Source organism: Candidatus Planktophila versatilis, from assembly GCF_002288105.1.
Taxonomy (GTDB): domain Bacteria; phylum Actinomycetota; class Actinomycetes; order Nanopelagicales; family Nanopelagicaceae; genus Planktophila; species Planktophila versatilis.
Genome location: NZ_CP016774.1, coordinates 1018545 through 1032503, shown reverse-complemented (window position 1 = coordinate 1032503; position 13959 = coordinate 1018545). Strand labels below are relative to the sequence as shown.

The window sequence follows — 13959 nt, the reverse complement described above, 5'->3', positions numbered from 1 at the left end:
AATAACCCGGTAGATGGCAGCGAAATTTCGTTGACATTGAATTCTTCATAAGAAAGTATCTATCCATGAATTCAGCTAAAGGCGCCCTAGATAACCTGCGCGTAATCGATGCAACACAGATGTTGGCAGGACCCATTGCCGGAACTCGACTTGGTGATCTTGGCGCTGATGTAATAAAAATTGAGCCGCCCGTTAATGGTGAATTTAATAGAACTCGCGGATTCGAAGATCGACAGAGTAATGGCGAGATGACCACATTTCTTGCAGTCAATCGCAATAAGAGATCGCTTTCAATCGATCTTAAGAGTGCTGAAGGAAAAGAAGTTCTCTATGAGCTAGTGAAGAAATCTGATGTCTTCTTGCAAAACTTTAGATTTGGAACTGCAGACCGCCTGGGAATTGGTTACGCGGACCTTAAGAAGATAAACCCCAAAATTGTTTACTGTTCTATTTCGGGTTACGGATCCACTGGACCTTATCGCGATCGCCCAGGGCAAGACCTCATTGTGCAGGGTTATAGCGGTTCGATGTTTAGCGTTGGAGCAATAGGTGATGACCCAACTCCGAGTGCGCTCTGGGGCGCCGATGTGATGACTGGATATCAAGCAGTTATTGGAATTCTTGCCGCAATTGAATCACGCCATCAGACAGGCACTGGTCAACACGTTGAAATCGATATGTTGTCAGTCGTGATGGATTGTCAGCTTCAAGAGATTGTGACTTTCTTAAATACAGATCGTATGCCAACTCGTATGGAAGAACGAAGTGCGCATGCCTCAATTCCAGCACCATATGGCGTGTATAAAACAAAAGATGCTTGGCTAACTTTGGCCATGGTGCCGCTCTCAATTCTGGGCGAAGTTCTGGATAATGATTTCCTGCGAACCTTGACGCACTACAACGACGGACATAAACATCGTGATGAGATTTATAAGCTAATTCGACATAGTTTCCAAGAGAAGACCACTGCTGAGTGGATTGAAATCTGTGATCGAGTCGGAGCATGGTGTGGGCCGGTCTATGACTACGAAGCTCTTGTGAAAGATCCACATATTATTGAAACAAAGTACATCTGGGAACAACCGCAGCTGCGGGGTGGAAGTGCAAAAACTGTACGCCCTCCGGTGCGTCTTTCTGATACTCCACCAACTATTCGCCGCGGGGCACCTGCTTTAGGTGAACATACGAAGGAAATTTTGATTGATCTTCTTGGAATGCCGGCCACGAAGGTTGAAGAGCTCATTAAGTCTGGCGCCGTCGGAACAGTGAAGGAGTAAGAAATGGCTACACCACTTACAGGACAGGTCGATTTTGAAGTTCATGGAAAAGTTGCCCATCTCATTCTTAATCGCCCCGAGAAGATAAATGCGATGACCGTGACTATGGATGAGCAGATGAATAGCTACATCTATGAGATCAATAACAACTTAGAAATTCGCTCTGTTCTTCTTTATGGCAAAGGCGAGAAAGGTTTTTGTGCTGGCAGTGACCTCACTGATTTAGGTGAATATGGAAGTAATTGGGAATATCGCAATCGCTTTGATCGTAATCTTGATTATGCCCGTGCAATCTGGCTTATCAAGAAACCTGTCGTTGCATCTCTTCACGGCTGGGTAATTGGTGGCGGACTTGAAATGGCATGTGCTTCAGATATTTGCGTGGCTTCTCCTGATGCAAAGTTTTTAGCAGGTGAGATTAGATGGGGTTGGCATGGTGGTTCCGGCCAGACTCAATTGCTCTCACACAGAGTGGGTCCTGGAAATGCCTCGCTCTTTCTATTGCACGGAGAACCCGTCTTGGCAGCTGATGCACTTCGCATGGGTTTGATCCAAGAGTTAGTACCCAGAGAAGAAGTGCTTAATCGCGCCATTGTTATTGCGGAATCTATCGCTGAGAAAGCTCCCATTGCGGCGCAAATGACCAAGCACATGGTGCGAATCTCACAAAGCATTCCGCTAGAAACCGGACTGCTCTACGAAAATGATTCTTTTGCATACTGCATGACAACTGAAGATGCAGCTGAAGGCCAAAGAGCTTTTGCAGAAAAACGTAAACCAGAATTTAAGGGACGGTAAATAGATGACTCAGGCACCCGCACTCCCATCGCGAGAAGAAAGACTTCTACTTCTAGAAAAGGTAGGCAAGTCTCTGCTTGCAATGCCGTACAAGAGTTGGAATTTTGGCGATTCCACAGGATTTGAGGGAATTCTGGAAGCAGGCCGACTACTCAAGGATCCCACTTATTTTTCATTTGCAAATGGCTGGATTCGCGCCTGGGCAAGCCGACCAGAACCATTTCGACGCCTTGATTGCACAGCACCCGGTGTTGCAATGGTGGAAATCGCTCATGAGACAAAAGATAAAGCGATTATCGATTCACTCAATCTATTAGCTGCATATCTAATGAGCCGCACAAAAGACCGTGGAATTTATGACACCTGGGAATCACTCTGTTTGATTCCACCATATGGCGGGGAAGAGCTTCCAACAAATGAAGCAAAGTGGCTGGCAAACCCACCAGGGGGAACATGCATCGACTGTCTTCACTTTGATCCACCATTTTTCACCGCACTTGGTAAAGAAACAGGTAGAGAAGATTTGGTTACCGTTGGAGTCGAACAGGCCCACGCATATATTGATGCGCTACAAAAAGAAAATGGAATCTTTGATCACTTCTTTATGAATGGCGTCGAAGGAACTTGGGCGCCAGGTTGGGGTCGTGGCCAAGGATGGGCTCTTCTCGGAATGATGGATGTGCTGAAGAACATTTCACTCAATCATCCGGGACGCAAAAAAATTGAAGATGCTTCAACGAAACTGATTTATTCCATGATTAAACTTCAGCGCGAAGATGGTCGCTGGTGGTGTGTTGTTGATAGCGAACGATCAGGTGAAGAAGGTTCCACTGCAGGCTTTATGGCAACTGGTTTTGCTCGCGCAATCAAGCTTGGAATAGTTGATGAGGCGATTGTGAAACCAGCCATGATCAAAGCACTTGCCGGAGTGATTGCAGATACAGATTCTGCCGGTGAACTTCAAAATGTGACTGCCGCAGTCATGGCATCAACCCGAAAGTCACATTATGAATTTACGCCACGTGGATTCTCAGTTCCTTGGGGACAAGGACCTGTCGCACTTGCTATCTGCGAAACTGATTCACTCCTATGAAAACTAAGATGGCGCGCAACCTGCCAACCCAGATTGTCATCTCACTGGGCAACCAAATAGTCTCAGGACAGGTTGCGCCGGGCTCAGTGATTACATCTGATGTGTTGGAAGCTCAATTTGGAGTTAGTCGCACCGTAGTCCGGGAAGCTCTCAAAGTGCTTCACGACAAGGGTTTAACTCGTGCTCGCACTAAGACCGGAACGATTGTGCTGGAGCGACATGAGTGGAATTTATTGGATCCCGACGTTATCTCTTGGCTTCAGGCATCTGGGCTTGGCCGAGAATTGGTTCGTGATTTAGAAGAAGTTCGAGCGAGCTATGAACCATGGGTAGCTCGAATTGCTGCGAAACGACGCGGAAGTAAAGATATCTCTGTCCTCACCAATTCATTGAAGAAAATGACGGATGCCTTTTATCAAGAGGGGCCACAATCTGAAGCAATCGGTGAAGCAGATGCTGCATTTCATCAAGCTCTTTTGGATGCTACGCAGAATGAGTTGATGAAACGTATTGGAAAACTATTCATTCCACTTTTGAAGATTAGAGATGACATGGTTCGCCACGTTGTCGATGATGGAGACTTTCTGATTCAACATCAAGCAGTTCTGGACGCAATTGTTGAGGAAGATGCTGATCTAGCCGAAGCCGCCATGAAAGTACTTCTCAGCCAAGCGATACAAGCATCGACAGATGCTCGTAAGAAATCTCCACGATAATGAGAACTTTGCCAGGGTTGCCAGATGAATTGCTCTTTGTGCAAGATGGAGCAGTTGCCACTATTACTTTAAATCGCCCAGAGAAGCTCAATACAATGACGCCTGCAATGGGTAAGGCCATCATCCAATTAGTCACCTACATTAATAATGAGGAATCTATTCGTGTGGTCATCCTGACCGGAACTGGAAGTAGAGCGTTCTCGGCCGGTAGCGATGTAAAAGTTCTCGATGACTATGGGTCTAATTGGCAGTTACGAAACCGGATTGATTACGCTCGCGAACTCTGGAAGATTCGTAAACCAGTAATTGCGAAAATTAGAGGCTATTGCATCGGCGGTGGACTCGAAATGGCGCTGATGTCTGATATTCGTTATGCAACTCCCGATTCCAGATTTGCTGCTGGGGAGATAAAACTTGGATGGCATGGAGGAGCAGGCAACACGCAGCTTCTTCCACGTGTGATGTCACCTGGCAGAGCACTTGAAATGTTACTCACAGGGGACATGGTGAGCGCAGAGGAGGCGCGTGATTGGGGCCTAGTCGACAGAATTTTCGATGATGCTGATATTGATGCAAAGGTAGCCGATCTCGCAGCTCGAATCGCAGGAAATGCTCCTATCGCTTCAGAACTGGCAAAACATCTGGTGCGAGTCGCAATGTCAACTGCCGTAGATGTTGGGTTGCAGTACGAGAATGACACTTTTGCATATTGCTTCACAACCGAAGATAGCGATGAAGGCCGTGCGGCCTTTACCGAAAAAAGAAAACCAAATTTCAAAGGAAGATAGGGAAGGGCTAAAAATGGAGATACTCCCAGGTTTACATCGCATTGAATGTCCAATTGGGCCTCGTTATGTGGCCCTATATGCCATCGTTGGCAAAGTTGATATTTTGCTTGTCGATACCGGTTTTGATGGCTCGATACGTGAAACCTTAGTTCCATACTTTAAAGAACATAATCTTTCACTGAGCAAAGTTCGCTATGCCATTAATACACACTCAGATTACGACCATACTGGTGGCAATGGCGCAGTCAAAGAGCTGATGCCAAATGCATTGATATGTTGTGGTGAACGAGATCGTCCGATGATTGAAGACCTTCAGATTATGATTGATGATCGATATAACGAATTTGCTCATGACCACGGGTTTGCAGAATCGCAAGAAGCGGTCGATTTCATTCGTACCGTTGCCTTTGAAAGTAAAATAGATATTGGTTTTGCCGGTAATGAGCGAATTGATTTAGGCGGACGCATGGTGGAGATACTCCATACACCTGGACACTCATGGGGACATTTATCTGTACTCGACGAACAGACTGGTGCAGTAATTATCGGAGATGCAGTTTTAGGGGAGTCAGTTCTCCTTGCAGATGGAGCTCCTGCATTCCCACCCACATATAGATTTGTTGAGGCATATCGTTCAACAATTCGACTTTTAAAGGCCTACAAACCAAGTGAAGTACTGACATCACACTATCCACGATATAAAGGTCAACTTGGTCTTGATTTTCTAGATCTATCTCTTGCGTACACGGATCGAATTGAAAAAATTTGCTTCGAGACTATTCAAGAAGTAGCTAAGCCGATAACCATGCTAGAACTGATTGAGATCGCACATACTCGAATGGGACCATGGCCAGATCCTGCATACAAATATCTGGTCTACCCCGTACTTGGACATCTTGAAGTACTTGAATCCTATGGAAAAATCAAGAGAAGCAAAAATAGTGCGGGAATCGATACCTTCAGTATCTAATATTTAATTCGTATTGACGATTTTGAATGCTTCGGCGATTCGACCCTCTGGAAGTTCGCCTAAGCCAGCGTTACGTTGGCCCCATTCGCGCAGCATTTCTTCCAGGTTTTCCATATGTGATGTCTGGGAAGCATGTTCTTTCAGCGCCGCCAATTTAAAGTGGAATGTGTCGGTGATATCAACGAAGTGATCTGGATGTGCGTGACCCTGCATCCAGACTTCTTTCACCTTCCACGGTTGTAGACCTTCTTTTTCCAACAAATCTGTAAAGGCAAATGGGTTACGGGCATCTGGATAGACCGCTTGGATAGTGGCTTCACCTGCAGCTAGGTGATCTGGGTGGCTGGCACCGATGCGATCCCAATTGCGTTCAGGTGATTGGCAGATCATACGATCTGGTTTCACTCGGCGAATTTGCCTGACAATATCTTTGCGTAGCGCGATAGTCGGTTCAAGATGACCGTCTACATAATTCAGGAATGTGACATCACTAATTCCGAGTGCGGCACATGCTGCGCGTTGTTCTCTCTGACGCACTGCCGGCATCTCTTCTTTCGTAAATCCAGATTCTTCGCCACCTTGGTCGCCATTTGTGCACAGCACATAAGAGACTTCAATGCCTTGTGCCACCCACTGCGCGATAGTTCCTGAGGCTCCGAAATCTGAATCATCGGGGTGGGCGTTGATAACTAAAACGCGCTTGATCTCTGAATCTGCAATCGGCTCCATGATGCACAAGCCTAATAGACTCCGCGGCATGAGCGCGACCGACCCATTGCTAGACGGACTCAATCCGCAGCAACAGAAGGCGGTTTCCCATGCCGGACCACCGCTGCTGGTTGTGGCAGGTGCTGGTTCTGGAAAGACGCGGGTACTTACACGCCGAATTGCATACATTATGGCTAGACGCGATGTGCGCCCCTATGAAATCTTGGCGATTACATTTACCAATAAGGCTGCCGGTGAGATGAAAGAGCGGGTCACTGAACTTGTTGGCCCTGTTGCAAAGTCAATGTGGGTCTCTACATTCCACTCATCGTGTGTGCGCATGTTGCGCCAAGAGGTGGAACGACTTGGCTACAGCAGCACCTTTAGTATTTATGACTCTGCCGATTCTCAGAAGCTCATTTCACGAGTCATGGAGACGCTCAACCTTGATTCCAAGCGCTATCCAGTGCGCCAATTCCAGAATTTGATTTCTAATGCAAAGAATGAATTACAGACTCCTTATGAATACTTAAGTCTGGCTAGCAATCAATTCGAAACCATCGTTGCTGATGTCTATACCCTCTATGAAAAGCGGCTACAGCAGGCTAACGCCATGGATTTCGATGACTTAATCATGAAGACTGTTCAGGTATTGCAGAAATTCCCTGAAGCCAAAGCTCGCTTTCGTTCTCGCTTTCGCCATATTTTAATTGATGAGTACCAAGATACAAATCATGCCCAGTATCAATTGGTTAAGGAACTTACCGGCGTTGAAGGAGACGGCTTCCCACTGGCAGAGCTCTGTGTTGTTGGAGACGCCGACCAATCTATCTATGGCTTTCGTGGGGCAACAATTCGAAATATTCTGCAATTTGAAGTTGATTACCCAAACGCAACTACGGTCTTACTTGAACAGAATTACCGCTCCACCCAGAATATTCTCAGCGCCGCGAATGCGGTCATCACTAAGAATGAATCTCGCAAAGAGAAGAATCTGTGGTCTGATGCTGGTGCAGGTGCGCCACTGACTGGATACGTTGCGGAATCTGAGTATGACGAAGCTGAATTCATTAAGGGCGAGATTCGCTCACTGCAGGATATGGGCCACTCAAACCCGGGCGATACCGCCATCTTCTATCGCACAAATGCCCAATCTCGTATCTTCGAAGAAGTGTTTATGCGCGCAGCAATTCCATATAAAGTCGTTGGTGGGTTGCGATTCTATGAGCGCAAAGAGGTAAAGGATCTATTGGCATACCTTCGGGTGCTGGCCAATCCTGATGATGAAGTTTCACTGCGTCGAGTTATTAACTTTCCTAAGCGGGGTATTGGAGATCGCGCCCTGGAAGAAGTTGAGTTGTTCGCCGAATTACACGGCATTTCATTCTGGAACGCGCTTTTGCGAGTAACAGAGGCAACAGCGGTGCCAAATAAAGCTGCCCACTCCATTAGTTCCTTCACCTCCATGCTCACAGCTCTGCAAACTCTGGTGGAAGCAAAGACAAAACCTTCCGTGATTATTGAAGCAGTCCTTGAGCAATCTGGGTTGCTTACTGAACTTGAGGCAAGTACAGATCCGCAAGATGAAGTGCGAGTGGAGAACCTGAAAGAACTTGTTTCAGCCTCGATGGATTATGAAGAGCGCCCATTTGAAGAGCTCATTGAAGATGAAGAGATTTCACTTTCAGGATTCCTGGAGAAAGTTTCACTTGTGGCCGATGCCGATGAAATTCCAGATGGAGCCGATCATGGGGGAGTTGTCACCCTCATGACTCTGCACACCGCTAAAGGTTTGGAATTTCCAACGGTCTTTCTCACCGGGATGGAAGATGGAATATTTCCTCATGCCCGCACCCTCGATGATCCGAAAGAGATTGAAGAAGAGCGCAGACTTGCCTATGTGGGTCTTACTAGGGCGGAGAAACGTCTCTACATTTCTCGCGCTGAATATCGCTTAACTTTTGGAACACCTAAATACAATCCGGCATCACGATTCCTCGATGAGATTCCTGCTGAACTTATTCAATGGAATAGCGAAGCTCGTTCATCTATTACATCCTCATCCAGTGTGAAGAAATCTCGACTTCCATCAGGGCCACCGCCACGAGCCACGGGAAAGAAATCAACAGCGATGGCTCTTGTCGTGGGACAGCGTGTGTCACATGACACATTCGGACTTGGCACCGTCGTTTCACTTGCTGGCGAGGGCGATAAATCAGAGGCGACCATTAACTTCGGCGCCTACGGTGATAAACGCCTGCTGCTTCGATATGCCCCTGTCACAGCGCTATAAATTAAGCCTTTAGGATTAGGGGCATACACGTCCTGCTCATTAGCCACACCTGAAGGAGCCCATTAGTGGATCTCTACGAATACCAAGCACGCGATCTCTTTGAAAAGCATAACGTTCCAGTATTACAAGGAGCAGTCGCTACAACAGCAGATCAAGCACACGATGCAGCCGCCAAGATGGGTGGCAAAGTAGTTGTTAAGGCGCAGGTAAAAGTTGGTGGGCGCGGAAAAGCTGGCGGTGTAAAGCTGGCAGTTGACGCAAATGATGCAAAGGAAAAAGCAGGAGCCATTCTTGGAATGGATATTAAAGGCCACACTGTTCATAAAGTGATGATTGCTCAGGCCGCACCTATCGTTGATGAGTATTACGTTTCCATACTGCTTGATCGATCTAACCGCACCTTTCTTGTGATGGCATCGGTTGCCGGCGGTATGGATATTGAAGAAGTTGCTCATACTGCGCCAGAGAAATTGGCAAAGGTGCCAGTGAGCGCCGTCGATGGAATTTCATTGGCAAAGGCGACAGAGATTGTTACCCAAGCACAATTTCCCGCAGATGTTGCGGCGCAAGTTGCAGATGTGCTGGTCAAACTTTGGGAAACTTTCCAATCAGAAGATGCCACGCTCGTTGAAGTAAATCCACTTGTAAAGACAGAAGATGGTCGTGTTGTCGCACTTGACGGAAAGGTAACTCTCGATGAGAACGCTGATTTCCGCCAACCAGATCATGAGGCTCTGGTAGATCACGACTCCACCAATGCGCTAGAAGCAGCTGCCAAAGAGAAGGGGCTGAACTACGTCAAGCTTGATAATGGTCAAGTTGGAATCATTGGAAACGGCGCCGGTCTTGTGATGTCCACCCTCGATGTTGTTGCCTATGCCGGAGAAAAATTCGGCGGAATGCGCCCAGCGAATTTTCTCGATATTGGCGGCGGTGCATCTGCCCAGGTGATGGCAGATGGACTCTCTATCATCCTTGGTGATTCAGATGTGAAGAGCGTATTAGTTAACGTCTTTGGTGGAATCACTGCATGTGATGCAGTTGCAAATGGCATCGTTCAAGCTCTGGAACTACTTGGACCGAAGGCAACAAAGCCAATCGTTGTTCGACTCGATGGAAATAACGTTATTGAAGGGCGTGCAATTCTTAGCGCAGCTAACCACCCATTGGTGGAGCAGGCGCAGACTATGGATGGAGCAGCATCGCGTGCTGCAGAATTGGCGGCCAAGTAATGTCAATCTTTATTAATTCAGCAAGCAAGATAATTGTTCAGGGAATGACTGGTTCTGAAGGAACCAAGCACACCCGCCGCATGCTGGCATCAGGTTCCAAAGTTGTTGGCGGCGTGACACCTGGTAAGGGTGGACAGTCAGTCGATATCGATGGCAAGTCACTTCCAGTATTTAACACAGTAGCTGAGGCAATGACAGCGACGGGGGCCAACGTTTCAGTGGTCTTCGTGCCGCCGAAGTTTGCCAAGGCAGCAGTTATTGATGCAATTGATGCCAAGATGCCGCTCGTTGTTGTCATCACTGAAGGTATTCCGGTGCACGATTCAGCATTCTTCTATGCCTACTCGCTTCAAAAAGGCACCACGCAAATCATCGGCCCTAACTGCCCAGGACTGATTAGCCCTGAACAATCAAATGTTGGCATTATCCCTGCAGATATTACAAAGCGTGGACCGATTGGCTTGGTATCAAAGTCAGGAACTCTTACTTACCAGATGATGTATGAGCTTCGCGACATCGGATTCTCAACGGCAGTTGGTATTGGTGGAGACCCAGTTATTGGAACCACCCATATTGATTGCCTACGTGCATTCCAAGATGATCCTGAAACAACTGCAATTGTGATGATTGGTGAAATTGGTGGCGATGCCGAAGAGCGGGCAGCTGCATTTATCGCTGAATATGTCACCAAGCCAGTTGTGGGTTACGTTGCCGGATTCACAGCCCCTGAAGGAAAAACTATGGGACATGCTGGTGCCATCGTTTCTGGTTCATCAGGTACTGCGCAAGCTAAGAAAGATGCACTTGAAGCTGCTGGCGTGAGAGTGGGACAAACACCAAGTGAAACTGCGCAATTAATGCGCGACATACTAGGTCGTTAATTCCACGATGCAACGCGTCCTCCTGGTCTCGTTGTCTCATGTGTTTCGTAGTGCTGCATTTCTGCTGCTGCCATTCTCTTTTATTGCACTGATTGCTTGGTCTACAGCTGGTAGCGCAAGCGGATCAACTACAGATCCCATACGTGGAGCGCTCTGGATCTGGCTTGGCGCTCACCACATTCCATTTCAACTCTCCCTTCCGCCAACTGGTGTTGCTGGCTATCTCACCTACTTGCCTATAGGTGCAGTAGTTCTGCCAATTCTTGTTATTCGCTCCTCATTTACGCGCGCCCTCGAGCGACTCAAGGGTGATTACCACGACCTTAATGTTGTGAGACTTAACTTCTCAATTATTTATGCACTACTTGTCACCATCTTGGCGTTCATGAGCAGATCAAACACGGTTGCAGTGCAGTGGTATTTAGCCCCACTCTTTGCATTTGCCATCGCTCTAATTTCAACTATGACAGTGGGTAGTCGAGTAGTGCCATCACGCCCACTTCAAATGAGTGCTCGAGTTTTATCAGTTCTCCTAGGAGTTTCATTCATCGTCGTATCAGTACTTATCTTCATCAATTTTTCTCAGGTGAGAACAATTACGACCTCGCTACAGCCTGGAATCTTTGGTGGAGTACTGCTTCTCTTTCTCAATATTCTCTACCTACCGAATGCAGCCATTGCCGGCGCGTCTTATTTTTCAGGGACTGGATTGGCAGTTGGCGCCGGAACTCTGATTTCACCACATTCATATAGCTTGGGCGAGATTCCAGCCCTGCCACTTCTTGGAATTCTTCCAGTGGGCCCAAAACCTCTTGCACTCTTTGGAATACTTTTCTTTATTGGCCTTGGTGCACTTTTAGGTTATCTGACAGCAAATTTCGATTTCCGCGCGATCATCCAGAGTTATCTCTTTACAGTCGTTGGTCTGGTAGTTCTTGGCTATCTTGCAAGTGGATCACTGATTACCGCAGAGATGGGCGCCATGGGCGTTTCAATCTGGAAGTTCGCACTCTCCATCGCCCTCGAAATGGGAATAGGTCTAGCTATCACAATATTTATTTCCAATAAGGTATTAAATAGAGGCGTTCGGTGAAGCGAGTTGTCATTCTTGCTTCCGGCGGTGGAACGCTGGCACAGGCCATTTTCGATGCGCGCTCAACAACTTTGGCTGATGTAGATATTGTGGCAGTCATCTCTGATCAGAAAGATGCTCACGTTATTTCCAGAGCAGAAGCAGTGCAGATTGAGTCTTTTGTTGTTCCTATGATGGCCGATCGCACACAATGGGATCGAGAGCTCGAGACACTCCTTGGCGCACTCAAGCCTGACCTCGTGGTTAGCGCTGGGTTCATGCGCTTACTCTCAGCTAAGACAGTTGAAAGATTTAAGATCATTAATAGCCATCCTTCACTTCTGCCGCTCTTTCCAGGTGCTCATGCAGTTCGTGACGCCCTGCAAGCGGGAGCCACTCAAAGCGGCACAACAATTCATTGGGTTGATGCTGGGTTAGATACCGGGGAAATTATCGCTCAAGAAAAACTCGACATAAGCAGTGCTGAAACCGAGGAGTCTCTACACGAGCGCATTAAGATTCTGGAACGCGGTCTCATAGTTGCGACTATTGCATCGATACTGGCTGCGCAGGAGAAGAAGAATGGCTAATCGCAAACCTATTCGCAGGGCGCTGGTAAGTGTCTATGACAAAGTGCGTTTGCTCGAACTTGGCAAAGTTCTACATGATGCTGGCGTTGAAATACTTTCCACCGGTTCTACTGCCAAAACACTCCAGGACGCTGGAATACCAGTAATCGAGGTGAGCACCTATACCGGGTTCCCAGAAATTATGGGTGGTCGTGTAAAGACTCTGCACCCAAAGATTCATTCAGGTATTTTGGCCGATCAGAATAATCCCGAACATCTGAAAGCGATTGCCGATCTTGATATCGAACCTTTTGATCTTGTTGTCATTAATCTGTACCCGTTTGCAGCAACACTTGCCTCAGGTGCTGATTTTGCCGAATGTATTGAGCAGATTGATATCGGTGGCCCATCAATGTTGCGCGGGGCAGCGAAGAACCATGGTTCTGTTGCAGTTATCTGCAATACATCGCAATATGACCAGCTCTTTGCATCCATAAAAGCTGGTGGATTTAGCGATGATGAGCGAAAGTTACTTGCTCTGGAAGTATTTCGCACAACAGCGGAATACGACCTCACCATCGCAAGTTGGCTTGGCTCAACAGTGAGCGATGAGATTCAAGATCTTGATTGGCTAGGTCTAATTTTTAAGCGCGAGAATTCCCTTCGTTATGGCGAGAACCCACATCAGCAAGCTGCCATTTATCGCGGTGGCCCATCGGGAATTGTGAATGCAGTGCAATCACATGGCAAGGAGATGTCATTTAACAATTACACCGATGCCGATACAGCGTGGCGAGCGGCTTTGGATCATGTCGAACCATGTGTGGCAATTATCAAGCACGCTAACCCATGCGGCATCGCAGTCGGAAAAGATATTGCGCAAGCGTATGCAAAGGCACATTTATGCGATCCAGTATCGGCATTTGGTGGAGTTGTGGCGGCAAATCGCACGGTGACTGCTGCGATGGCGCAGTCTCTTTCGGAAGTGTTTACTGAAGTAATCATTGCGCCAGAATATGAGAGCGCTGCGTTAGAAATACTGATGAAGAAACCCTCCATTCGAATTCTTACATGCGCTCATACTCGAATCTCGCCTCTTGAAATTCGCCCCGTCTCAGGTGGCGTGTTAGTGCAAGAGACTGATCTCATTGCAGCCGATGGTGATGATCCAAAGAATTGGAAGCAAGTAACTGGCGCCCCACTTTCACCCGATGTCATGCGCGATCTTGAATTTGCATGGCGAGCTGTTCGCGCCGTGAAGAGCAACGCCATTCTTCTTGCTAAAGATGGTGCGGCCGTAGGAATCGGAATGGGGCAGGTCAACCGCGTTGATTCTGCAAAGCTCGCTGTTGATCGCGCTGGAGCTCGTGTTGCAGGAAGCGTGGGCGCATCTGATGCATTTTTCCCATTTGCTGATGGTCTTGAGATTCTTAGCGCAGCCGGGGTGATAGCAATCGTGCAGCCAGGTGGCAGCGTTCGTGATGAGGAAGTGATTGCTGCCGCAACTAAGGCTGGAATAGCGATGTTCTTCACTTCAACCCGACATTTCTCGCACGCCTAGA

Annotated in this window: 13 protein-coding genes; 12 read left to right on the top strand and 1 reads right to left on the bottom strand. The window is 47.5% G+C overall.

The window, feature by feature from the left end; genetic code table 11:
* The first annotated feature begins 65 nt into the window (after positions 1-65).
* From A1sIA79_RS05280 to A1sIA79_RS05255, 6 genes are read left to right on the top strand one after another with little or no spacing between them, the layout of a single operon-like run.
* A complete protein-coding gene (locus A1sIA79_RS05280; protein ID WP_095675161.1) occupies positions 66-1277 on the top strand; it encodes a CaiB/BaiF CoA transferase family protein in 1212 nt (403 codons plus the stop codon).
* Positions 1278-1280: 3 nt separating this feature from the next.
* Complete coding sequence (locus tag A1sIA79_RS05275; protein ID WP_095675160.1) at positions 1281-2075, top strand: enoyl-CoA hydratase/isomerase family protein; 795 nt, start codon at positions 1281-1283, stop codon at positions 2073-2075.
* A 4-nt stretch (positions 2076-2079) separates the two neighbouring features.
* Positions 2080-3168, top strand: coding sequence for a glycoside hydrolase family 88 protein (locus A1sIA79_RS05270; protein ID WP_095675159.1), 1089 nt, complete (start codon positions 2080-2082; stop codon positions 3166-3168).
* Positions 3165-3884, top strand: coding sequence for a FadR/GntR family transcriptional regulator (locus tag A1sIA79_RS05265; protein ID WP_095675158.1), 720 nt, complete (start codon positions 3165-3167; stop codon positions 3882-3884). Before A1sIA79_RS05270 ends, A1sIA79_RS05265 begins: the two co-directional genes overlap by 4 nt.
* Positions 3884-4672 (top strand): enoyl-CoA hydratase/isomerase family protein, encoded by a 789-nt coding sequence (locus A1sIA79_RS05260; protein WP_095675157.1) that lies wholly within the window; start codon positions 3884-3886, stop codon positions 4670-4672. Before A1sIA79_RS05265 ends, A1sIA79_RS05260 begins: the two co-directional genes overlap by 1 nt.
* A gap of 13 nt (positions 4673-4685) precedes the next feature.
* The gene (locus A1sIA79_RS05255) at positions 4686-5642 is read left to right on the top strand and encodes an MBL fold metallo-hydrolase (protein WP_095675156.1); all 957 of its coding nucleotides are present in this window, start codon (positions 4686-4688) and stop codon (positions 5640-5642) included.
* Between the two features lie 3 nt (positions 5643-5645).
* On the opposite strand, the gene A1sIA79_RS05250 is transcribed toward A1sIA79_RS05255, so the two are convergent.
* Positions 5646-6371, bottom strand: coding sequence for a PIG-L deacetylase family protein (locus A1sIA79_RS05250; RefSeq protein ID WP_095675155.1), 726 nt, complete (start codon positions 6369-6371; stop codon positions 5646-5648).
* Positions 6372-6399: 28 nt separating this feature from the next.
* On the opposite strand from A1sIA79_RS05250, the gene pcrA reads away from it, so the two are divergent.
* The 6 genes from pcrA (at position 6400) to purH (ending at position 13958) form a co-directional block, all read left to right on the top strand.
* Entirely contained in the window at positions 6400-8643 is a 2244-nt protein-coding gene (gene pcrA, locus A1sIA79_RS05245) for a DNA helicase PcrA (RefSeq protein ID WP_095675154.1), read from the top strand.
* A 65-nt stretch (positions 8644-8708) separates the two neighbouring features.
* Positions 8709-9875 (top strand): ADP-forming succinate--CoA ligase subunit beta, encoded by a 1167-nt coding sequence (gene sucC, locus A1sIA79_RS05240; protein ID WP_095675153.1) that lies wholly within the window; start codon positions 8709-8711, stop codon positions 9873-9875.
* Complete coding sequence (sucD, locus tag A1sIA79_RS05235) at positions 9875-10756, top strand: succinate--CoA ligase subunit alpha (protein WP_095675152.1); 882 nt, start codon at positions 9875-9877, stop codon at positions 10754-10756. Before sucC ends, sucD begins: the two co-directional genes overlap by 1 nt.
* Before the next feature lie 7 nt (positions 10757-10763).
* The gene (locus A1sIA79_RS05230) at positions 10764-11849 is read left to right on the top strand and encodes a cell division protein PerM (RefSeq protein WP_095675151.1); all 1086 of its coding nucleotides are present in this window, start codon (positions 10764-10766) and stop codon (positions 11847-11849) included.
* Complete coding sequence (gene purN / locus A1sIA79_RS05225; RefSeq protein WP_095675150.1) at positions 11846-12418, top strand: phosphoribosylglycinamide formyltransferase; 573 nt, start codon at positions 11846-11848, stop codon at positions 12416-12418. Before A1sIA79_RS05230 ends, purN begins: the two co-directional genes overlap by 4 nt.
* Positions 12411-13958, top strand: a complete 1548-nt coding sequence (purH, locus tag A1sIA79_RS05220) for a bifunctional phosphoribosylaminoimidazolecarboxamide formyltransferase/IMP cyclohydrolase (protein WP_095675149.1) — start codon at positions 12411-12413, stop codon at positions 13956-13958. Before purN ends, purH begins: the two co-directional genes overlap by 8 nt.
* Position 13959 lies beyond the last annotated feature (1 nt).